This is a genomic window from Candidatus Micrarchaeum sp. (genome assembly GCF_016806735.1).
In the GTDB taxonomy this organism is placed as follows: Archaea; Micrarchaeota; Micrarchaeia; order Micrarchaeales; family Micrarchaeaceae; genus Micrarchaeum_A; species Micrarchaeum_A acidiphilum_A.
The window spans coordinates 815,917-836,226 of sequence record NZ_CP060530.1 but is presented as its reverse complement, the minus strand read 5'-3'; the positions used below and the strand labels follow the sequence as shown (position 1 = coordinate 836,226).

Here is a 20,310-nt window from a genome sequence, read left to right as displayed (position 1 = left end):
TGTTCATGGATGAAAGGCAAGAATGCTGAATTCGGGGTAATAGGAGGCTCGGGAGTTTACTCCCTTTTCGACAACCCCGAAGAGCTTGATATAAATACTGAATATGGCAAGCCAAGCGACAAGGTCTCGCTAGGAACGATAAATGGGAGGAGCGTTGCCTTCATTCCAAGGCACGGCAAGGACCATACGATTCCACCGCACAAGATAAACTACAGGGCAAATATTGCAGCTCTTGACTCTCTCGGGGTAAAAAGGCTCATATCGATAACTGCTGTAGGCTCTCTAAGGATGGATTTTGTACCTGGGGATTTCGCTTTGCCTACCCAGTTCATAAATATGACGAGCGGAAGGGCTGACACATTCTATGACGGGCCGCAAGTTACACACGTGAGCACCGCTTTCCCCTACTGCCCGGAAATGCACAAAATGGCCGTGCGCGTAAGCGACTATGACGACATAAAATATCACGAGAACGCAACCATAATAGCAATAAACGGGCCAAGATTTTCCACAATGGCAGAATCAAAGATGTTCAAAAATATGGGTGCCGACATAATAAACATGACCCAATATCCTGAAGTGACTCTTGCCAGGGAACGGGCGATGTGCTATTCTACCATAGCAGTAGTTACTGACTATGACGCAGGCATAGAAGAAGACCAGCACATACAGCCGGTATCATTCGAGGATGTCGGAAAGAGGTTTGCTTCAAGCATAGAGAAGGTTAAGAAAATGGTTACAGACCTGATAAACGAAATACCGAAAGAACGTTCATGCACGTGTGCCACAGCACTCGACAACGCGGTAGTAAAGAAATAGCAACCAAACGTGCAAGTCCAACTGCTAGAAAGCTTTTAATATATTAATCGTCAAAATAAAGTATATTTGAGGTGTTTGAAATAAAGATCAAAGACATAAGGGCAATGCAGGAGAATGCACTCAAGACCAAGGTAGGGGAACTCAACCTCGAACTTGCGATAGAAAAGAGAAAGGTTGCAGCAACAGGAGTTTCCAGCAAGGTCGTAAAGATACGCGAGATGAAAAAGACCATAGCTAGGATAAAGACTGTGCTTAACGAAAGAGGTGCAGAGAAGAAATGAGCGACATATGTCCCAAGTGCGGATTGCCGAAAGAACTCTGCGTGTGCGATGTTTTAGATAAGGAAGTTGAAAGCAGGATAAAGGTTTATACCAAGAAAGCCAAGTTCAACAAAGTGGTTACAATAGTCGAAGGATTGAATTCCGGAGACCTGGAAAATGCCTTGAAGAACCTAAAGAGGACGCTTGCCTGTGGCGGCACTTCAAAGGACAACATGATAGAGCTTCAGGGAAACCACAAATCGAAGGTCAAGAACGTATTAGTGAACATGGGCTACAAGGATGCAAGCATAGACGTTGCGTCCTGACCTGTTTTTATTTCTTGTTTTCCATAATAAGCTTAGCGCGAGCGTGTCATAAATGGCAGTACTGGGAATAGAAAGCAGCGCACACACCTTTGGCGTGGGCATATCCGATAAGGGGAAAATACTTGCCAATTCCAAAGAGATGTACAAGATAACCGACAAGGGGATGATACCCTCGCGCGTAGCCGAGTTTCACGCCAGCAATGCCAGGGGCGTCATACAAAGGGCGATCTCAGAATCAGGAATTCGGTTGTCCGAGATAGAAGCGATAAGCTATACGAAAGGACCAGGCCTGGGCCCCTGCCTTAGGGTGGGCCAGCTTGCAGCAATGACGCTGTCAGAAACTCTTTCGGTGCCACTATATCCTGTGAACCATGCCATAGGCCACATACAGATAACTACTCATTTATCGGGCTTCAAGGACCCTCTCGCAGTATACGTAAGCGGAGGCAACTCCCAGATACTTGGGATAACCGACAAGGGCTTCAGGCATTATGCAATATACGGAGAGACTCTCGACATAGGGGTGGGCAACATGATAGACAACTTTGCCAGGGCTGCAAGGCTCAACCCTGCATGGGGCTCTACAGTGGCAAAGGTCGCTGAGAACGGCCATTATATGCAGATGCCATACACCGTCAAGGGAATGGATTTTACGTTTACCGGATTGCTCACAAATGCCGTGAAAGCGCTTTCCTCCCATAAAGTTGAGGATGTTGCATATTCATTGCAGGAGACTGCCTTCAGTATGATAGCAGAAGCGTCAGAGAGGGCGTTGCTGCTCTCAGGAAAACAAGGTGTAATACTATGCGGAGGCGTGGCGCAGAGCAAAAGGCTTCAGGAAATACTTGCTGCAATGTCAAAATCCCATGGCGTCGGCTTCTACACTGCGCCGAATGAGTATAACGCAGACAACGGCGCCATGATAGCTTATGTCGGGGAGCTGATGCACAGGGGTGGAGCCAAACCAAGGAGCGGCGATTATACCATAGAGCAGAGATACAGGATAGACGGGGTGGAACTCAAATGGCTCTGACGAAAATCTCCGAAGGCGCAGAAGCAGACATATACGAGCTTGAACTTCTCGGCATAAAGGCGGTGATGAAGTACAGGAGGCCCAAGCCTTATCTGGTCAAAGACATAGAGGAATCTCTCAGGGGTCAGCGCACGAAAACGGAAGCAAGGATTCTTTCGAAGGCTTCGTCGCTGATAAGCGCGCCTAAGCCTCTTTTTGTCACCAAATATGCCATAATAATGAAGAAGCTGGAAGGGATCCAAGCGTTAAAGAGGCCCAGCCTTGGCAGGCCAGGTGCCCTGGCATCAGGCAAGGCAATGGCCGCGCTGCATTCATCGGGCATAATACACGGGGATTTTACCACTGCCAACATACTAATCAAAAGCGATGGAATATCCGTCATAGACTTTGGGCTTTCCTATTATTCAAGTTCTGTCGAGGACATGGCCTTCGACGTGCTGCTCTTCAAGAGGTCGGTGAGCGAAGAAGATTTTCATGCGTTCGAAAGGGCATATGAAAGCGGCTTTGCCAAGGCTCGCGAAGTGCTGAAAAAGCTTGCAGAGATAGAAATGCGCGGCAGGTACCAGAACCGAAGCCTGGAAACCGCATGATCTTCCGCAATCCCAAAATAATAAATATTAACCTGACCCCAGCAATTAGCGTGCTCGGATGAACTCAACAGCCAATGCGAAGCTTGAAGATTACTCGATCGAATTTGCAGATCTAATGCGCTATGCCAAGAAGTCAATAGATTCGTTCGCTTACGGCCACGAAGGCACGCTCAGGCTAAAGCTTTGGTCCGGGGAAAAGGAATTCAAGGTAATGCGCGAATGCCTGAACGGGGACGGCTACATAATACGTTTTGATGGAAATCTGTTCATAATGCTTTCAACCGAGCTGAATTCGCGCGACGAAAAGATAACGCTCGCGCATGAAGCGGCGCATCTTCTCAGGGTAGACAGCAGCACGCTCAGACACCAAAACCATGCTGTCGAAATAGGCGCGGAGAAGCTGGCAAGAGAAATAATAATGCCGAAATGGGGCTTGGCCGAATACAAGGAAATGGAGCATTCGATGGCTTCAGCAAGAAAGATAGCCGATGAGAACTCAATACCTGTTGGTTCCGTGCTTGCCAGGCTTACGTACGATACAAATACGTGGAATGATATAGGATTTGGGATTTATACTACCTATGGCAGCCAGAACAGCTACAAGTCATTCATAACATCTCCATATCCTCTGGAGGATTTGTATTATTCGCGCAATCGCGAAGCAGGATACATCGGCGCGTTTTTCAACAAGCCAAACGCTTCCTCATTCGAATTTCCCGAAGTTATACATATAAGCGCAGGAACAGGTGCAAGATACGAGCTGCATTCCGGAAAAGAGGTGCAGTTAAAAGAGCCTGTTGCCAAGCTGATACGCAAAGCTACGCGCAATTTCCCAACAGTAGTTTCGGGAGCAGACCAGTCGGCCGTGGCTTCTGGCATAATTGCAACCGCAGGCTTTGAGCCCTCCAGGTCAAACGCTAGAAATGTCAACGGTATGCCAATGAAAACACGTCTGGGCAATACTCTAATAACTCTTTCTAGAGAGGACTAGAACCTGCCTACGTTTGCAAACTGGACTTCGGAATTATCCTGCTCATTGGTGCTTTTCTCCTCAACCGCTTCAACGCTGCGCGAACCAACCAGGGAATATGCCTGCATTATGAGCGCTATAAGCGCCACCGCGGCTATTATGGCTGCATACAATATGCCGTAAGCCGCAAACCCGTAGGCGAACATTATTATCGTAAGCAATGCGGCTATGGGTCCAATTGCAAGCGCAGCCTTGGTATGCAGCATTATCAGGAACCCTGCTATGAAAGCCAGCAGCGACACGGCGCTTTCAAGCACAAGCAGCAGTTCCTCAAGCTTGGCGCTTGAAAGGAAAGTGAAGAAGCCAACGCTGTTCGAATAGCTTATCACGCTGGAAAGCTGCGTGCTTGCAAAGAGTATGAAAAGAAGGAATACAGCCACGTACATTATCCCGGATATTGCACCAACGTTCACATAGTTAAGCTTCCCTGACACTTCGCTTATAGCGCTTTCAGTGCCTACCTTGTCTATGTCTTCCAAGCAGTAATAATGTCCGTTCTGTTCGACTATGTCCTCGAAGCAGAAAGGCCTGTGGCAGTAGTTGCATATCGCGTATGCCGGCCTCCACGGGTGCCATACGCATGACAGTCCCTCTGCAGCTTCCTCGCTCTCCTCCTCGGAGCGTGTCTTGCCCTTCTTCTTTGCAGACATCTGCGACATGTCGCCTCCTGCTGCCTCTACTGCTTCCTCTATGACAGCGTTGGATACTTTGGGGCTCACGAATATGGGAGTTTCAGTCTGTTCCTTGAAATTCGCTGCCGGCCTCCTGCTTTCCGCAGGCGGCACGAACCTTGGCTTTTGCTGCGGAGCTTGCGCTGCCGCTTTGGGTTGGGTCTTTGCGCTTGCCTGTGCCTGTTCCGGCTGCTGCCTTGTCTGCTGGGCTGGCGTAGCCTGAGATATCTGCTGCGGCGCCATCCTCATATTTGGATTCATGTGCCGCATCCTGAATATCAGCATATCGTCAGGATCTACTGGCATTCACATCATTTTCTTCGATCTTTCTATTGCCTTGCGCTTTTTCTGCTCGAAGATTCCCCTGTGCTTTGCACAGCTTATGCAGTAATAGACCTTCCTGCGCTCGAAGAAGCGCACGTCGTTTGCCGTCTTCAGGTCGGTGCTGAAGCTGATCGATTTCTCGAAAATTACGGCCTTGTTCCTGGGGACCTTCCTTCCGCATGACTCGCAGATTACTAGTGTATCCTTTCCTCGCAATTAAACACCTTGTTATTGTTATTGCAGGTTAATTAATAAATATTAGCCATATAATAAGATTAACTGTCTTTACTTCATTCGGCTTAAAATCCCCAAAAAGGTGCATGAAATTGAAATTCTACATCTCATCTTCGGATCCCAGCGCAGCGATCAAGCTGTCAAACGCCATAAGCAGGATGGGCGACAATCCGATAATATCGGAAGCCGACTCTTCCGCTCCGGAATCCGTAATATCCGACATAAGCAGCAACATAGACGACAACACCATAGCCATAGTCGTATGCCCAAACCCGATAAAGCTGGCTCTAATGGCAAACAAGAGCGGCTACTTCAACGCCGTGGCGTGCAGCACTTCAAATGACTTCGGGACTGCGCTCGAAGAGGGCGCCAACCTGATAGCGGTGCAGGACGAATCCGACGTTATATCTGATATAGCTTCTACGCTGGGCTCATCGCCAGTTCAGCAGCCCCAAAGGCCAGCGATACAAAAGAAACAGCAGAGGCCGGCAGCCCAAAAACCTGTACAAAAGCAAAAGCCAGCATTCGGTTTCGGGCTTTCAAAAAGCCAGCCAAAACCGCAAGCCCAAGACGATGCCAAGCCAGTCTGGGAAAAGAACAAGGGAATAAAAAAGAACCTCAAGGACCTATTCGGGATAGAGTGATTGACATGCAGATGCTGTGCGAAAAGCTTGCAAAATTTTCAATACCTGCAGTAAGAATAGCGGTATCGGACACGCTCTATGGCAATTACAAGTTCTCGCAGGAGACAATAGCCTCCAAGCTGGGCGTCGCCCAGCCCGCGGTGTACAAATACCTTAGGGGCAAATATTCGGAGCGGGTGTCCATGGTCACCAATTTCATAAAATCAAACGGCATCCACGAGCCCATAGCAAAAGCCATAATCTCCGGCTCAGATACGCTAAAGGTGCAGGAAATGATAGAAAGGCTGGCATCAAGCAGGAAAGTATCAGCATACTGCAATTCCCTCATCAAATCCGGAAAGTGAGTTATTTTCTAATCTTTGTCCTGCTTCTGTAATCCCTTAGGGACTGCTCTATGTCCTTTGTCTGCCATCTCCTCAATCCCTCAGTCAAGGCCTCGCCGACTTTTTCATCCTTCAACGAAGCCTCAAAAAGCAGCCCGATTGCAGATATCAGGTTGTGCACCAGCGAGTTGTATTCCTTCTCATTGTTTGCCTTAATAGAGCTGGCAGCAACAGCAAGTTCCTCTATAGAGCCGTTTATTATCCTATGGAATGCACTTTCATTACCCTGTGCATATTCCCTAAGCTCGCTTATGCGTTCCGCCACAACCTCGCTGCAGTCGTGCTTCGCATCAAGCACTGCGGGCTTCAAACTGCTCCGGAATTCGCCCATTGAAGACAGTATTTTCTGCATTGTAGCACATAGCACAATGTGCAATAACAAATTATAATGCTGGCGTGTCCAACGTCAATTGGCTAAAACGGCTAGAAGCGCCCAAAATGCAGCAGCTCTGCGTTGCAGCTCTCGACCAGGACCCTTGCGACGTCCTGCTTGCGCCTGAACCCCGGAAGCACGTGCTCCTGATAGCGTATCCCTGCGCACGCATCATACATGTCCTGCATCGCATTGGCGTAATTCCTCGCCCTTGCCACCTCGTTTTTAGAAAGGGATTCGAAAACTTCCCTCTTAAGTTCTCCTATTGCATCCATCATGCCTAGCAGGTAAGCCCTGTCTCCTACTCCTGTTTCAGCTGAATCTGGGACTCTGCCCTCCGACATCGTGGCGTAAAATATGAAAGCTTCGGCATACTCCTGCAATGAATGGAGCTTCATGTTTTCATTGGCTTCGCCCATTCCTATAAGGGAGCCGGCGACAGCCCTTGCTGCTTCCAATTCCTGTTTCGTTCCATCCTGCCTTCTGTGTATGTTTGTTATGAGAATGCCGCAAGCCCTGACGAGCTGCCTTGCAAGCCCTTCCGCCTCATCGAGCCTGGCCTCCAAGCTTCTTAGGCTGCCATCTATCCTTTCTATCTCCATGAATATGTCGGTCATAAAAGCACCATACTTACTATTTTAATTATTTGCCGATTAATAAATATTGCTTGTCTGATATTTGAGGTGTATGGCTGTGCGTATTTTTGCTGCGATAATGCTATTGTCAATTATTGCGCTAGCATATACTTCATTCGGTGCCACAGTGAGCCTTACCGGCCTGTGCACATACTCTAGTGTATCTTCAAATACTGTCAACGTGTCATTCTCGCTGCAGAACAGCGGGGATTTCCCGGCAACCGGCGTATCCCTTATACCTAAAGGCCTCGGACCCCTTGCATCTGCAAACATAAGCGCATACAGCATAGGCTCCATATATCCAAATGCAACTAGGGGAGCCACATTTAATCTCAGCAATCTGCCGATGCCTGGCAGCTACATACTGGAGGTTATAGTTTCATATTTCCAGGGCTCGTCCAACTTCTTTGCAGCATTTCCATGCAGGTTCAATTACGATTCCGGGAATCTCACGGACTACCTTGCTCCAATCTCGGCTGGCTACAGCGACGGCAAGCTTAACATCGGGCTATTCAACATAGGGTCAAAGCCGATAAATACGACCATAAACATAATCGCACCGCCGCAGGTGCGCTATTCTCCCCCAAACAGGACCGCTACGATAGACCCACAGTCCGACTACAACACGAGCTTCAACGTATCTGTCGGCAAATTGTCCGGACTTGCAAACGCATCGCTCGGCGTCTCAATGGTTGCGGGATACGTGTATGACGGCAAATACTATTCCACGCTGGAAAACCTATACCTGTCATCATCAAGCTCAACTACGACTTCGATATCGAGCAGCCTTTTGATAGTTGGCGCATTCGTGGCGGTATTCGTTATCCTTATAGGGCTTATAATATTCTCTGTAATGCGAAAAAGGAAAAGGTCGCGACAAGGTCAATAAGAAATATGCGGTTACTCCATGCAAAAGCCATATGTGAGCATAATAATACCAACACTTAACGAAGCCAAGAACCTGCGCAGCCTTTTGCCGTCAATAAAAAGCACCCTTAAGGATTACAGGTACGAAATAATAATAGTGGACAAAAACTCGACTGACGGCACTGCTGAAGTTGCAAAAAGCAACGGCGCCAAGGTGCTGTACGACAGCAATGGCAAAGGCAGCGCGCTCATAAAAGGCTTCAAGGAAGCGAAAGGTTCGATAATAATATCTATGGACGCGGATCTTTCGCACAGGCCGATGGAGCTCAAGCTTCTCATAACTGCAATAGAAGCCGGCTACGACGTATGCATGGGCTCCAGGTTCCTTACTGGCGGAGGTTCGGACGACATGCCCGCCTTCCGAAGATTCGGCAATAAGGTCTTTGTCTACATGGTCAACGCGCTTTACAATGCGCACTATTCCGACCTCTGCTACGGGTACAGGAGCTTCAGCAGATCAGCGACAAAGAAGCTCGGCTTGAGGTCAGTCGGGTTTGGCATAGAAACGGAAATAAGCATAAAAGCCCGTAAAAAGCACCTGAAGGTTATAGAGATCCCGAGCTTCGAAAAGAAACGCGGGACAGGGACGGGCAAGCTGCACTCGTTCAGGGACGGCTACATAATACTTAAGACGATACTTAAAAACATCTTGGATTGAAGCAGTTCAGCTCGAATTGTAGCCTGTTATGCGATAAAACCCATACTCGAAATTGTCGGGAAGATAAGTCGCAGTAGCTATCGGCGAAGTTTTGTATTCGGAAAATGCCTGCTGGCATATGTTGTCAGGCGTTCCGCACCAATATCCATAATCTATCACCAAGCATTTGTATTCGGCGCTCGCCCTGCCCATGAAGCTCTGGTTGTATATGTAATAATACTGGACCGAATTCTTTCCAACGATGTTGAACAGGGTTGGATCATAGCTGAAAACGAGGCAGCTGTTCGGTATTTTGCTGCTGCTGTTGTATACAAAATTCTCATAAAACCTTGCGCCTCCGGCCTGGGCTATCTTTGACGGCTTTATTGCGAGCTCGTGCACCTGCAGCAAAAACGAGTAGAACAATACGGCGAGCATTGCAATAATAACTACGGCATATGCCGCCTTTCGTGCAGTAATCTTATCTTTCAAATCCACCACCAAAAAACATCGAAGCAGTCTTGGCTATCCCGTAAATGCCATATCCTCCAAGTATGGCAGCTGGCGCGGCCAGCGAAAGCATGAATCTCCAGTCTACTCCGTAAAGTACGCCGCCAGCATAGAATGAAGTATACAGCACGAAGAACAGCCCGAACCAGACTGCGATGGCGAGAAGCTGCCTCCTGTAACCTGCTGCCAGCATGAACGCCACGCCTATTATGGCAAAAGCCGTGAAGGCAAGCGGCTGTATTATGTCTATGCTTGCGTAAGAGTTCAGCCAATAATCGACATTAGAGCACAGGTTGGCCTCGAAATTCTGCAGATCTATGGGTCTGCTCGCTATTACACTGGGTTGGTTTACCATACAAGTCTGCTGCACGTATGCGCCCTGGTATCCGAAACTTCCGAAAACGAGTTCGTTTGCGGCAAACCCTACCTCGGGAGCTATGGCAAGCACGAACACAAGGATTACCAAAAGGAACCTTGTATCAAGCCAGTATTCTCTAACGCGCTTCATATTGTTCATTATGGACTGCCTTAGGCTGCCATCGGAAACTATGACGTACAGCAGAGGTATCGCAATGAGATAAACGACTCCGTCTATCTTCATGTATGTAAGGAGCGACAGGGCCATCAAGGCCGTGAACAAAGTAGCCATGCTGCGCCTTTCTAGGAAAACCAGCATCATCGCAATGGCAATAAGCGAAAAAGCCAGCATGGGCATGTCTGAAGTCGTCGGATAAGCCCATACCAGCAAAACGGGGGTAAGCGCCATTATGAACTCAGAGAATATGGCAACCTTGAATTTTTTGCTGAGGAGCAGAGCCACTACGAACGTCATGAATACGGAAACCGCAGCCATGAAAAACATTGTGCCATAAGCGGTCGTCCTGCTGAGCCCGAATCCCGCGAATCCGATCGCAAGAAGAAAGGCGGTCCCTATCGGCTCGTGAAATGTGCTGCCTATGATGCACGAGCTCGCGGTTCCGTAAGTGCACATCCAGGCCTGTCCCATGTGCAGCAGGTTAATTGCCATGTCCTGATAAATAGTGTCGTCGAAAAACAGCTGCTGCGTCGGTTTGACTATGAGCGCCTCAGCAGAAACGAATACGAGAACGATGGCAAAAGAGAGCAGAAGCTTCTTTGAATCTATGCCTCTTTCCTTGAATATGCCCCTTATCTGCCTGCGGGAAAAATATACGCCAATGAGCATGCCGATGAAGGATACAAGCACGCCCATGGTAAAAAGGTATTGCTCCATCCCTGCGGATGTAAGAAACATCAAACGCCCCTCTTATTCGTTACAGTGACCCCGTTTATAAACATGTATTTGGTCTTCGTGGCCTTCATTGTCGCTATCGCATCCTCTGGGGTCATTACTATTGGCATGCCGTGAAGGTTGAAGCTCGTGTTCAGGACAAGCCCGTAGCCTGTGAGCTTCCTCATGTTGTCGAGCAATTCCCTGTAATTCGGATTCTCCTGCCCGACGGCTTGTGGCCTTGCCGAATAATCAACATTGACTACAGACTTTGTTGCATCCCTGGCCGAATCCTTTACGCTGTAAGCCATGGTCATGTACCTGTCATATCCCTTGTTGTCATAATCGACTACGCGCGCCAGATCCTCTTCGAGCATTGAAGGGGCGAATGGCTGGAACCATTCCCTCCTCTTCACGTAAAGGTTGAGCTTTTCCTTAACGCTTTCGGAATCCGGAGGTGCCAGTATGCTCCTGTCTCCGAGGGCCCTTGGTCCATATTCCATTCTGCCCTGGAACCAGAACACGTAGTTGCCGTTGCTTATCAGCTCGGCCGCGTGCCTTGCCTGCTCCGCATGGCTCTCTTTTGCGGTTTCAAGGGATCTGTCCTTCTTGAGCGCCTGCATAGTGGTTTCAGCATCGTAATCATTGCCCAAATAGGCGGAAAAATCATGGCTTGTACTGCCGTTAAGCTCATAATCCGTGTAAAGCGCGCTGCCAAGCGCTATGCCTCCGTCGCCCATGTGCGGGAAAACGTACCAGTGCTTGACATTCTCCAGCTTCCTTATCTTCATGTTCGCCTTTATGTTCGAGAAAAGCCCTCCGGCCAGCACCACGTCGCCTATGCTGAATCTGTCCACAACGTTGCTAACGAACTTTACAACTATGTTTTCAAGCAGCTGCTGGGCCATGTACGAGAACTGCTCCCTTGGCATCTGCCAGCCTATGCTCTGCAGCTTGGCGAACTGCTTTCTGGCATTGTACTTTGCGCTTATTATCGTGCCCTCGACCCTGAACATGTCCTTGAGCTTGTTGCTGTCGAAGTCGAACGGATATGAGTAATCGGCCATTGCCATAACCTTTCCCTCGTCCTCAAGCTCCCTCATGCCTATTATGTTCGTTATCTGCTCGAAGAATATGCCGAGCGAGTCCCTTGCAGGTATCGATATGTGCCTTTCGAGCTTGCCGTTGTCGAATGTGCTTACAGAGCCTGAAAGCCCGTCGCCAAGCCCGTCAAGCGTTATTACCAGGGATTTTTTGAAACCGGAGGTAAACGCCGCTGTGGCTGCATGCGCGGTATGGTGCTCCACTACCCTCAATTTGAAGTTCTTGAACCCCATGTGCCTGAGCTGCCTGGATATTATTGAAGAGCTAACGGTATTGCACAGGGGAAGTATTCCGACTCCTGTCATGCTGTACTTTAAGTTGTGCATGAATCCCTCAAATCTCGGTTTGGGGATCTTCCTGCGCCTGAACAAGTAGTATCTCTCTTTCATTCCGGGGTATATGCGCTCAAGCGTTTTTGTGAATTCGGTTGTAGTATAAGTTATATTCTCTATATCCGTGGGCTTTATCTGGGCATAGTCCAATGCTGCCCTTATTGAATTGTATGGAAACTTCATCTCCAGCTTTCTTTTGGTGAAGCGCTCCTCGTTCGCAGCATAGACTATGTTGCCATCCTCAAGCAGCGCAGCACCTGCATCGTGCCCATCCCACAAGCCTAAAACATACATGTAATCACAGCATCAAGAGCAAAATGTGCATGTTAATCATATTGCGCCAATAAAACCAGGCACCATGGTTTTTGTATCTATTTAAAATGTTAATTCTTTATGTGTTAGCATCTTATGCGCTAGCATATGCAGCATAAACCGATAATAACGCCAATCCGGATTCTAGTTGGCACACTCAATGCAAAATAAACCCTACTGGGTAATGCAGCAATTATCAGATGATAGAAAACTATTTAAATTATTCAATCATATAAAAGTAAGTCAATATATCTGATCGGGTGCCAAAATGCCTATAGAAACAAAAACATTAAGTTTAATGAAGATAGTACAGTCCCGCGTGTTCAAACTTGTACTTATGCTGCTCCCATTTCTTACTCTAGCTACTGCTTCGGCACAATCTAGCATACAAGTAACTATAAGCAGCGTAATATGCCCCATATATGTGGCCGTAAACACAGGCATATTCATACTCGGATTGACCCTTATGATACTGGGCGGAGCCCTATATGCGGCTGCGCACATAATGCCCGCACAGAGCAAGGGTTCAATACAGGGATATGGAATGAGCATGATAATAGGCGGGGTTATAGGCGTGATAATAGCCGAGCTTGCACCATACATACTGGGGCTGCTAACGAGCACGTCATCCTCGACCATATCCTCTTATTGCTGAAGCCAAAAGCGGCTTCGGCATGCTTTCTATTTCTTTCTTTTTTACCTCTTTTTTGATTTCGTTTTCCAGGGACGCTTAGCATGCGCAATTCCTGCGCATACCGAAATCTATTTATTGTGTTAAACTTCTAATAATCTGAACTTGCGGTCATTTGCAATCATAAACGTGGTAAACCGATGGCTAACATAATTGAGGTCTCATTCAGCACCTACAAAAAAAATTTGAAGCTGATACTGCTTTTCTCGATAGCGTTCGTAATCGCCCTTCTGATACCGGTGTTCGCTCCATTTCCTACGTACAACGACCTCGGCTCAATATTCATTCGGACCGGAAGCATATACCTGAACCTGAATTTCATAGACGCGATAATAATAGTGGCCTCTACGATGTTTTCGCTTCTATTCCTTAGCTTTGCCATAGTCGCAATAAATGTCATAGTAAAGCACAGCCATACTGCGACCAGGATCAGGAAAGAGGTAATAGACGGATTGGAGAAATACACTGCCAATGTTTTCGTGGTGCTTCTTCTCTTTACCGCGCTTCTGGTGCTAGTAAGCTTCCTTACGTATTATACCGGGTATTCTGGCATAGCCACGCTCATCACTGCGATCGTTCTCATACCATTCCTGTTCTATGCCCCTACGTCCATAGTGATAGACGACACCAGGACAATGAGGGCCATTGGGCACAGCCTCGGCTTCATGAAAAACCACTTCAAGTATTTCCTGCTGTGGGTACTTGCATCTTTCGTGCTTCTTAGCGTTGTTGACTTAATACCCATAATAGGCTCAGGCTCGTACGTCTCTATGTACGCATCGCTTGTCATAGATTCCTTCATAGTGCTTCCATTCCTGATAGTGCTGCAAAGCGAATCCTACATAAGGAGATTCAAGATACTTAGCCATACCTAAAAAGCCCATGCATAATTGCCCCTTTTCAAGCTATTGGCACCAAGGACAACGGCACATGTGCACGACTGTCACACAACTAAATACTTATCCTTGAAAATAATATTATGCGAAGCGCTGCACTTTTGCTGTTAGCAATAGCCGTTGTCTCATTGATTGGCTATTCCAACGCATCTAGCACAGACATAACGTGCGCGCTTACGGGTCAGAGCGTGCCAATAACGCAAGCTGGTGTCTGCATAGAAAGCGCAATACCTCTTGCCGTAATCGGCCTTCTTGTCTCATTCGCCATGGTTGCCGTGGCGTTCATGTTTGGCAATGTTTTCAACCTTCCATCGCTTAAGAACTGGTACAAAGGCGAGCTATGGGAAACAACAAAAACGATAATATTGATAGTGCTGATTTTTGCAGTCCTGATAATACTTGGGGGCTTGGCCCTGGGCCTTACGGGAAGCAGCATACCTGTTTCCTACATACCAGGGTCGCAATCCGGAATAACCAGTGCGGTTGGAGAAAATCTAAACGCGCTTTACTCATCAGTCTTGGCCAGCTACGTGAATCCGGATATGCTGATGGTAAATGAATCCTACTACGGCCTGGAAGGATTAGCAACAGGGACCGGAGACCTAAAAAAAGCGTCAATAACTGAATGGATACCCATACCTCTGCCTTTTGTCGGTGCAATCCAGTTTGGTTCATCCAATGCGGCTCTGCTTGCAAGTTCCGTAATAGAGTCTGACACCGCGCTTCCAGGGTTCTCGTTCATAAAGGACATAATAACCATAGTGCTGGTTCCAGTATACATAGTCTTCAGCGTCCTTAGCGTGGATCTTTATTCAATAGTGATTGCCGGATTGACACTGTTCATACCCATAGGCATAGTGTTCAGGGCATTTCCATTCCTCAGGGGCTTGGGCGGCTCATTCATAGCCATAGGCATAGCAATAGCGCTCATCTTCCCTGCCCTATTAATAATGTTCAACCTTCCCATACAGAACTTCATATTGCCTCTTATATTCAGCCAGAGCGCCAGCTATGCACCGGCGCAATCATGCAATTACATAACTTTCAACTTTTTTGAGGACATAGCCTGCGGCCCGGCAAGTTTGGCTTTCAGCCTCTCTTCCGGTTACCTGATAAGTGAGCAAATAACAAGTGGGCAAACATATAGCTCTATCTACACTGCTGTATTCAACAACGGGCAGGATTCGGCCCTGGCAACATTGTTTAATAATGACGGCGGTTCAATATATCCTTCAATAAACTTCATAAACTTCTATACGTACGGAGTGTTGCTGCAATTGATACTTTTCATATTTGACATAGTCATAACGATAGTGATTGCGGGAGCCCTTGCCCAGATGCTCGGCGGAAAGCTAAGCCTGGGCGTAGGCAAATTCAAGATAGCGTGAGTATAATGTTCATTTTAGCTGCTACAACAACGGCAATAAACTACTGCCAGCTCTTCGGGGGCCCTGCCTCTCCGTATATAAGCGGCTGGCTGCCACTCACATATCTGGTTGTAGCACTCGGTTTCCTGATAGTGGCCATACTGTACATGGTCAGCAGGCTTACGCCGCCATCGGTAAGCAGCAGGCTCAGGGAGGTGACAAAGTCGGAGATTACGCAGATATTCATCGGCGTATTCATAATACTCATACTGCTTTCCATGACCACGGCCGCATGCAACCTATCGAGTAGCCTCGGCTCACAAGTGCTTGCCAGCGCCGGAGTTTCCAATGCCAATGGGCTCAGCCCGTTCCAGTATGCCGATTACTACATAGGAACGCTGGCTCTCAACCACGGAATAAACCTGCTGGGATACATATACTCAACATCCATAGGCTATGCCATAGAAGCTAGGGTCATAACTGCGCTTTCCCAGGATTTGGGTTTCAGTACCGGCGGGGACTCTGCACTGTCGTTCGGCATCACCTACGAGCATGACCTCGGCTCCCTCTACGGTGCGCTTTCAGACGTCTATTTCGATGCCCTGTCGCCAATATTGGTGATAACCATAGGCATGCTTTATCTGCAATACCTGGCGCTGCCCCTTCTGGAATATACTGCGTTTACCGTAATACTGCCGGTTGCCATACTGATAAGGCTGATACCCTATGGCGGCAACGGTCTAAAATCCGCATCAAACGCAATACTTGCCATAGCAATCGCAGCGTATATAATATACCCGCTGATGATAGCCTTTGACAGCTATATCGTCTACTGGATATACAGCCCGGCGCTGAATCCGGCATATGGCTGCACCAACTGCCTGAGCACCGCATATACCCTGCCCAGTCTTCCATCTTCGTCCTTCCTCAGCACAAGCGTGACAAGCAGCAGCAGCAACGCTTTGGGCGGCATAACCGGTGCGCTCGGCATATCCACACCGGCGGTCAATAACGTACTTTCATCTTCGTTCTATTCTTCGCTTACAATAGATCCAGAGCCTGCTGCGGCATACATAACGCAGCAGATGTCGCAGTTCATATTCGTTGCAGTGTTCCTTTTCGGACTTAACCTTGCAGTCACCATCGGCTTTGCGATGGGGCTTGCAAGAGGGCTCAACGTCGGCATAGAAGGGCCTGCATCGTTCTGGGAGAGCTTATGATGGATTTGTCGCTTCTGTTTCCGCTGCTTCAAATCACCAGCTACAGCTCCATATCAACGGAGATGTTTCCAATAATAGCAATAGCGATATTCATAGACGCTGCCATAGTTGCGCTGTGGTATTTCGCAGGAGCTGTTCTTAACAACAACAAGATAAAATCCACTGCAATGGGCGAATTCTACCAGGTTTTCGGCACCGCGCTGCTGGTGGCAGTGCTCGCCGGAATATTGGTAATCTTCGCAAACACCTTCTATTCAGCCACTTCATCCACATCGCTGATGTCTCCATCGGCAATATTCAACATGTGCAAGGGCATAAACTCCACGTCAATGCTTACGCTTCTGAATTCATCGCTGTCCCCTACTGGTTCCTCGCTGCTTTATTCTTCGAGTGCCAGCGGCTTCCCAGGCCTGTGCGCCCTGGTAAAGCAAAACAACAAGCAGACGTTTACCGAGAAGGTTGACTATCCGCTTGCGGCTACGGGTGTCATAATAGCCAACGTTACAAACCAGACGGCGACAAACCTGAATTCGTTCTTCATATTCGATTCCTATGTCGGCTTCCTGGAAAAGCTATCGCCCTCGCTAAACATATGCATATCGCCGGGAGATCCCCCTATTCCAATAATACCGGAATGCGTGCTTCCGCTCCCGGATCCACCGGAGCTGCTGATACACTATTCAATTACTCCGTTCGCAGGATACTCGTTGATATATAAATCATTGGCAGCGCTTGGAGACCTTCTGACCGCAGCTCTGGAATCCTTCATAGCCCAGCTGACGCTTCTGTCAATATTCCTATACGCATGGCCTTACTTCCTGTTCGTTGGGATAATACTAAGGGCGACTCCGTTCACAAGAAAAATAGGCGGGCTCCTGCTTGCTATAGCTGTGGCAGGCGTGATATTCTTCCCTCTGATATTTTCAATAGAATACCTTTCGCTGGCTCACGGGCTTGGCCCATCCCTGGGATATGTGCCTCCATCTGGCTCTTCAGGCGCCATAACTCCAGGTTCATATTCTGCAAACGACATAGGCAGCTATTACGGGTTCGGAAATATATTCACGAACAGCACGTACTTCATTCCAAACAGCACCGGGGAGCCGTATGTGACGAATTTCTACATAATGCCTAACATAAGCGCAATAGCAATATATGGCGGCTGCTGGCCGCACAACGGGAACCTTTTTGAGACGGAACAGGCAGATACGCAGGATCTCTTGATACCGTATGCCAACGGCGGAGTTATATTCAGTTCCATAATAGCGTTTGCAAACCATAACCCGACTCCGCCAACCGGCACACTCGGGATAACGTATGCCTGCAACAGATCCCAGGCGCTGAATACAAACTACCTGGTGGCAAGATCTTACGGCGTATTCGGGATAAGTGCATACTTCCTTCCAATAATAAACATAATAATAGTTTTGACCGCAATAATCGGGGTGTCCGGCCTGCTGGGCGGTGACACATCCCTTGCGGGCTTGTCGAGGTTGGTATGATGGCATCTGGAAGATTTGGAATGACTGCAAGGGGCATGCCTGTGCTGGCATTGCTATTGCTACTTCTGGTTGTGCTCCCTGCCTCGGCCCATGCCGGCTATTCAGGCGAAGCTTCTTCGTTCTGCGTCGGGACTACGAATGCCAACGGGGTTGTGACGTCTAATGGGATAATACCATCATCTACAGAAATAACTTCTGGGAACGCGCTTTCCAGCGGAGTTTTCACGATATCAATATCCATAATAGCGCTTATCTTCGCCATAGTCGGAATGGCGTGGGCGATAGGGTACGCCCTCGGGATAAACCTGCTTGTCAATTTTTCAAAAACGGAGATGGGCGAAATAGCCATATCGCTCATAATACTGCTGGTCCTGCTTGGCTCAATGGCTGCCATAACCGGAGGCACTTCTCCGGGAAGGATATTCTCCAACTACAATTTCTACGGGATTTTCAGCCATGACTGCTATACTATGACGCTTACCGCGCTTAATACGACTTCGGATTTCAGGTCTCTTACCATAATACAGGACTATTACAGCATCGTTTCGCATACGACCATAAACGTAGCGCCAAACTATTTCGGGTTCTCATTCCTTCCTTATGTGGGACTTACTGTCGTCAACCAGATAATAAAAATGATGATGGAATTCACAGGCATAATAATAGCGTTGTTTTTCGGCCTATCGGTTTTTCTTGCCATAATATACGGCCTGTTTCCAATATTCCTCTATGTTGGGATTGTACTAAGAACAATACCATGGACACGTGCGGCAGGCGGGGCTTTCATAGGGCTTTTCATAGGCTTTTACATACTGCTTCCGCTTCTACTCGGCTTCGTCACAAGCGTATCCTTCTCTAACGTGCCGGTTACTACGTTCGACACCTCGATATTCAGCCTGTCGTCGTTCTCCGGGAACCCGGTATCAAGCCTGTCTTACCTTGCCAACTTTATAAGCGGTGACATGCTCATAAGTTTCATAGAGGGTGTCGTGGCACCCAGCATATACGTAATAATCGGAGTGGTGATATCGATAATGCTTTCGCTTGACTTCGCCGAGACTATGGGCGATTATCTTGGCGCGCCGAGCCTTTCAAGCGGGAATGCACTCAAGGGTCTGGTGTGACAATGAAAATATCTATGCTTGCGGTCATTGTGCTTCTCTTGGCAGCGCTCGCCCCGCTTGCCGGTGCTTCAGGAACCGGTTCAGGTGCTTTTGTTCAGAACGGCCTGCAGACATATATATTGTCGCATCCAGGCATCTTGGCCCAGATAAAAGCATTCCCAATAATGCTCACCAGCATAACTCCTCCTGTAGTCAGCATGGGCCTCGCAATAATAGTGGTCCTGATAGTAATAACAATCTCGGCATTTATTTACATAATCGCGAGCGTAATCAACAGCTCAAACGCCAAAAACTGGGCGAAGATACAGATATACGAAGCTCTGCTTTCCATAGTGCTGCTGCTTATATTCCTGGGGCTTTTCTACCTGTTCTTGATAAATCCCTCAACCTACTACAATTCCGTGGGCTTGCTCCCAAAAGAGTGCAGCACTCCAAGCATAAACACACTGTTCAACCTGTCGGCATGCGACATAGGCACATTTTCCAACAATGCGCTTGGGTATTTTGACCTTGTTTCCGTAATAGGCTTAGCCTCAGGCTCATCTCCGGGAATCGAATTCGGCTTTGAGCCTATCGAAGGATTTGGGATATCCTCCTCGCTTACGAGCGTCATGCCCGACGGGCTTGAAGGCATGCTGGGCTCCGGAATGTCTGCCCTGATATTCTTCTTAGTGCTAAACAACCTGCAGCTAATATTGATATCCGGATCTATACTGTTCCTGATATTTTTCATAACGCTCGGAGTGTTTGCAAGGCTCTTCGGCATAACGAGGACATTCGGAGGCGCGATGATAGCGTTCGGCCTGGGCCTCGGCGTAATATACCCTCTTCTGATAAGCATAACATACGGGTTCATAGACGCGAACATGATATCCGCCACCGGGGCCTTCGCGCTTCTTCCATCTGCGATAGTGGACTTCATAACGTTCGCTTATGGCAGTACTCTGCCTCTGCTTCCAAGCGGGCTTATACTTGGGCTCGGGTACGTCATAGCTGGACTGACATTCATACCATTCATAAACTTCATAATACTGGACGCTTTCATAGTTGATTTTTCGAAGGCGATAGGCGAAAAGGTAAGCTTTATGGCTTTGCTTTCAAATTTCATATAGGTGCA

At 48.0% G+C, this 20,310-nt stretch carries 24 protein-coding genes; 17 read left to right on the top strand and 7 right to left on the bottom strand.

All coding sequences use genetic code 11. The features are described 5' to 3' along the window. The first annotated feature begins 9 nt into the window (after nucleotides 1–9). The 6 genes from Micr_RS04470 to Micr_RS04445 all read left to right on the top strand — a co-directional run bounded on the left by Micr_RS04470 (nucleotide 10) and on the right by Micr_RS04445 (nucleotide 4,019). Nucleotides 10–819, top strand: a complete 810-nt coding sequence (locus tag Micr_RS04470) for an S-methyl-5'-thioadenosine phosphorylase (RefSeq protein WP_203134478.1) — start codon at nucleotides 10–12, stop codon at nucleotides 817–819. Between the two features lie 71 nt (nucleotides 820–890). Next, entirely contained in the window at nucleotides 891–1,100 is a 210-nt protein-coding gene (gene rpmC, locus Micr_RS04465; protein ID WP_226803552.1) for a 50S ribosomal protein L29, read from the top strand. Continuing rightward, nucleotides 1,097–1,405, top strand: coding sequence for a stress response translation initiation inhibitor YciH (yciH, locus tag Micr_RS04460; protein ID WP_203134477.1), 309 nt, complete (start codon nucleotides 1,097–1,099; stop codon nucleotides 1,403–1,405). The genes rpmC and yciH overlap by 4 nt, the downstream gene beginning before the upstream one ends. A 52-nt stretch (nucleotides 1,406–1,457) precedes the next feature. After that, nucleotides 1,458–2,438 (top strand): KEOPS complex N(6)-L-threonylcarbamoyladenine synthase Kae1, encoded by a 981-nt coding sequence (gene kae1 / locus Micr_RS04455; RefSeq protein ID WP_203134476.1) that lies wholly within the window; start codon nucleotides 1,458–1,460, stop codon nucleotides 2,436–2,438. Continuing rightward, complete coding sequence (locus Micr_RS04450; RefSeq protein ID WP_203134475.1) at nucleotides 2,429–3,028, top strand: KEOPS complex kinase/ATPase Bud32; 600 nt, start codon at nucleotides 2,429–2,431, stop codon at nucleotides 3,026–3,028. Before kae1 ends, Micr_RS04450 begins: the two co-directional genes overlap by 10 nt. Nucleotides 3,029–3,086: 58 nt before the next feature. Continuing rightward, nucleotides 3,087–4,019: an ImmA/IrrE family metallo-endopeptidase gene (locus tag Micr_RS04445; RefSeq protein ID WP_203134474.1), complete on the top strand. Its 933-nt coding sequence runs from the start codon at nucleotides 3,087–3,089 to the stop codon at nucleotides 4,017–4,019. On the opposite strand, the gene Micr_RS04440 is transcribed toward Micr_RS04445, so the two are convergent. Both Micr_RS04440 and Micr_RS04435 read right to left on the bottom strand, forming a co-directional pair. Further along, nucleotides 4,016–5,035 carry a hypothetical protein gene (locus Micr_RS04440; protein ID WP_203134473.1) on the bottom strand — a complete coding sequence of 340 codons (1,020 nt, stop codon included), beginning with the start codon at nucleotides 5,033–5,035 and terminating at the stop codon, nucleotides 4,016–4,018. The two genes, Micr_RS04445 and Micr_RS04440, sit on opposite strands and share 4 nt — an antisense overlap. After that, entirely contained in the window at nucleotides 5,036–5,269 is a 234-nt protein-coding gene (locus Micr_RS04435; protein WP_203134472.1) for a hypothetical protein, read from the bottom strand. A 110-nt stretch (nucleotides 5,270–5,379) separates the two neighbouring features. Between Micr_RS04435 and Micr_RS04430 the strand changes: the two genes are divergently transcribed. Further along, a complete protein-coding gene (locus tag Micr_RS04430) occupies nucleotides 5,380–5,931 on the top strand; it encodes a hypothetical protein (RefSeq protein WP_203134471.1) in 552 nt (183 codons plus the stop codon). A 5-nt stretch (nucleotides 5,932–5,936) separates the two neighbouring features. After that, on the top strand, nucleotides 5,937–6,275 hold the full coding sequence (locus Micr_RS04425) for a hypothetical protein (protein ID WP_203134470.1): 339 nt from the start codon (nucleotides 5,937–5,939) through the stop codon (nucleotides 6,273–6,275). Nucleotide 6,276: 1 nt separating this feature from the next. Here Micr_RS04425 and Micr_RS04420 read toward each other — a convergent pair whose 3' ends face one another. Further along, on the bottom strand, nucleotides 6,277–6,666 hold the full coding sequence (locus tag Micr_RS04420; protein WP_203134469.1) for a hypothetical protein: 390 nt from the start codon (nucleotides 6,664–6,666) through the stop codon (nucleotides 6,277–6,279). A 71-nt stretch (nucleotides 6,667–6,737) separates the two neighbouring features. Next, nucleotides 6,738–7,304 carry a hypothetical protein gene (locus tag Micr_RS04415; protein WP_203134468.1) on the bottom strand — a complete coding sequence of 189 codons (567 nt, stop codon included), beginning with the start codon at nucleotides 7,302–7,304 and terminating at the stop codon, nucleotides 6,738–6,740. A gap of 70 nt (nucleotides 7,305–7,374) precedes the next feature. On the opposite strand from Micr_RS04415, the gene Micr_RS04410 reads away from it, so the two are divergent. Both Micr_RS04410 and Micr_RS04405 read left to right on the top strand, forming a co-directional pair. Further along, nucleotides 7,375–8,211: a hypothetical protein gene (locus Micr_RS04410; protein ID WP_203134467.1), complete on the top strand. Its 837-nt coding sequence runs from the start codon at nucleotides 7,375–7,377 to the stop codon at nucleotides 8,209–8,211. A gap of 18 nt (nucleotides 8,212–8,229) precedes the next feature. Continuing rightward, nucleotides 8,230–8,907: a glycosyltransferase family 2 protein gene (locus Micr_RS04405; protein ID WP_203134466.1), complete on the top strand. Its 678-nt coding sequence runs from the start codon at nucleotides 8,230–8,232 to the stop codon at nucleotides 8,905–8,907. 6 nt (nucleotides 8,908–8,913) lie between these two features. Here the strand turns inward: Micr_RS04405 and Micr_RS04400 are convergent, their stop codons facing one another. Genes Micr_RS04400 through Micr_RS04390 form a run of 3 tightly spaced genes read right to left on the bottom strand, consistent with a single transcriptional unit; the run spans nucleotide 8,914 to nucleotide 12,375 of the window. Next, a complete protein-coding gene (locus tag Micr_RS04400) occupies nucleotides 8,914–9,378 on the bottom strand; it encodes a hypothetical protein (protein ID WP_203134465.1) in 465 nt (154 codons plus the stop codon). Further along, entirely contained in the window at nucleotides 9,368–10,669 is a 1,302-nt protein-coding gene (locus Micr_RS04395) for a glycosyltransferase family 39 protein (RefSeq protein ID WP_203134464.1), read from the bottom strand. The genes Micr_RS04400 and Micr_RS04395 overlap by 11 nt, the downstream gene beginning before the upstream one ends. Beyond that, nucleotides 10,669–12,375: a carbamoyltransferase C-terminal domain-containing protein gene (locus Micr_RS04390; RefSeq protein ID WP_203134463.1), complete on the bottom strand. Its 1,707-nt coding sequence runs from the start codon at nucleotides 12,373–12,375 to the stop codon at nucleotides 10,669–10,671. The genes Micr_RS04395 and Micr_RS04390 overlap by 1 nt, the downstream gene beginning before the upstream one ends. 286 nt (nucleotides 12,376–12,661) lie before the next feature. Between Micr_RS04390 and Micr_RS04385 the strand changes: the two genes are divergently transcribed. The 7 genes from Micr_RS04385 to Micr_RS04355 all read left to right on the top strand — a co-directional run bounded on the left by Micr_RS04385 (nucleotide 12,662) and on the right by Micr_RS04355 (nucleotide 20,305). Then, on the top strand, nucleotides 12,662–13,048 hold the full coding sequence (locus Micr_RS04385; RefSeq protein WP_203134462.1) for a hypothetical protein: 387 nt from the start codon (nucleotides 12,662–12,664) through the stop codon (nucleotides 13,046–13,048). A 176-nt stretch (nucleotides 13,049–13,224) separates the two neighbouring features. Next, nucleotides 13,225–13,959, top strand: a complete 735-nt coding sequence (locus Micr_RS04380; protein ID WP_203134461.1) for a hypothetical protein — start codon at nucleotides 13,225–13,227, stop codon at nucleotides 13,957–13,959. 104 nt (nucleotides 13,960–14,063) lie between these two features. Next, entirely contained in the window at nucleotides 14,064–15,368 is a 1,305-nt protein-coding gene (locus Micr_RS04375) for a hypothetical protein (protein WP_203134460.1), read from the top strand. Between the two features lie 5 nt (nucleotides 15,369–15,373). Continuing rightward, the gene (locus tag Micr_RS04370; RefSeq protein WP_203134459.1) at nucleotides 15,374–16,567 is read left to right on the top strand and encodes a hypothetical protein; all 1,194 of its coding nucleotides are present in this window, start codon (nucleotides 15,374–15,376) and stop codon (nucleotides 16,565–16,567) included. Continuing rightward, complete coding sequence (locus Micr_RS04365; RefSeq protein ID WP_203134458.1) at nucleotides 16,564–18,069, top strand: hypothetical protein; 1,506 nt, start codon at nucleotides 16,564–16,566, stop codon at nucleotides 18,067–18,069. Before Micr_RS04370 ends, Micr_RS04365 begins: the two co-directional genes overlap by 4 nt. Continuing rightward, a complete protein-coding gene (locus tag Micr_RS04360; protein WP_203134457.1) occupies nucleotides 18,066–19,193 on the top strand; it encodes a hypothetical protein in 1,128 nt (375 codons plus the stop codon). Before Micr_RS04365 ends, Micr_RS04360 begins: the two co-directional genes overlap by 4 nt. A gap of 2 nt (nucleotides 19,194–19,195) precedes the next feature. After that, a complete protein-coding gene (locus Micr_RS04355; protein ID WP_203134456.1) occupies nucleotides 19,196–20,305 on the top strand; it encodes a hypothetical protein in 1,110 nt (369 codons plus the stop codon). Nucleotides 20,306–20,310: the final 5 nt, after the last annotated feature.

Excerpts from the sequence above, each read along its gene's own strand:
- Micr_RS04450 (WP_203134475.1), top strand. The coding sequence starts at position 2,429 with ATGGCTCTGACGAAAATCTCCGAAGGCGCAGAAGCAGACATATACGAG.
- Micr_RS04365 (WP_203134458.1), top strand. The coding sequence starts at position 16,564 with ATGATGGATTTGTCGCTTCTGTTTCCGCTGCTTCAAATCACCAGCTAC.
- Micr_RS04355 (WP_203134456.1), top strand. The coding sequence starts at position 19,196 with ATGAAAATATCTATGCTTGCGGTCATTGTGCTTCTCTTGGCAGCGCTC.
- Micr_RS04420 (WP_203134469.1), bottom strand. The coding sequence starts at position 6,666 with ATGCAGAAAATACTGTCTTCAATGGGCGAATTCCGGAGCAGTTTGAAG.
- Micr_RS04425 (WP_203134470.1), top strand. The coding sequence starts at position 5,937 with ATGCAGATGCTGTGCGAAAAGCTTGCAAAATTTTCAATACCTGCAGTA.
- Micr_RS04385 (WP_203134462.1), top strand. The coding sequence starts at position 12,662 with ATGCCTATAGAAACAAAAACATTAAGTTTAATGAAGATAGTACAGTCC.
- kae1 (WP_203134476.1), top strand. The coding sequence starts at position 1,458 with ATGGCAGTACTGGGAATAGAAAGCAGCGCACACACCTTTGGCGTGGGC.
- Micr_RS04445 (WP_203134474.1), top strand. The coding sequence starts at position 3,087 with ATGAACTCAACAGCCAATGCGAAGCTTGAAGATTACTCGATCGAATTT.
- Micr_RS04470 (WP_203134478.1), top strand. The coding sequence starts at position 10 with ATGAAAGGCAAGAATGCTGAATTCGGGGTAATAGGAGGCTCGGGAGTT.
- Micr_RS04375 (WP_203134460.1), top strand. The coding sequence starts at position 14,064 with ATGCGAAGCGCTGCACTTTTGCTGTTAGCAATAGCCGTTGTCTCATTG.
- Micr_RS04395 (WP_203134464.1), bottom strand. The coding sequence starts at position 10,669 with ATGTTTCTTACATCCGCAGGGATGGAGCAATACCTTTTTACCATGGGC.
- Micr_RS04370 (WP_203134459.1), top strand. The coding sequence starts at position 15,374 with ATGTTCATTTTAGCTGCTACAACAACGGCAATAAACTACTGCCAGCTC.
- Micr_RS04360 (WP_203134457.1), top strand. The coding sequence starts at position 18,066 with ATGATGGCATCTGGAAGATTTGGAATGACTGCAAGGGGCATGCCTGTG.
- Micr_RS04415 (WP_203134468.1), bottom strand. The coding sequence starts at position 7,304 with ATGACCGACATATTCATGGAGATAGAAAGGATAGATGGCAGCCTAAGA.
- Micr_RS04440 (WP_203134473.1), bottom strand. The coding sequence starts at position 5,035 with ATGCCAGTAGATCCTGACGATATGCTGATATTCAGGATGCGGCACATG.
- Micr_RS04390 (WP_203134463.1), bottom strand. The coding sequence starts at position 12,375 with ATGTATGTTTTAGGCTTGTGGGATGGGCACGATGCAGGTGCTGCGCTG.
- Micr_RS04405 (WP_203134466.1), top strand. The coding sequence starts at position 8,230 with ATGCAAAAGCCATATGTGAGCATAATAATACCAACACTTAACGAAGCC.
- yciH (WP_203134477.1), top strand. The coding sequence starts at position 1,097 with ATGAGCGACATATGTCCCAAGTGCGGATTGCCGAAAGAACTCTGCGTG.
- Micr_RS04380 (WP_203134461.1), top strand. The coding sequence starts at position 13,225 with ATGGCTAACATAATTGAGGTCTCATTCAGCACCTACAAAAAAAATTTG.
- Micr_RS04410 (WP_203134467.1), top strand. The coding sequence starts at position 7,375 with ATGGCTGTGCGTATTTTTGCTGCGATAATGCTATTGTCAATTATTGCG.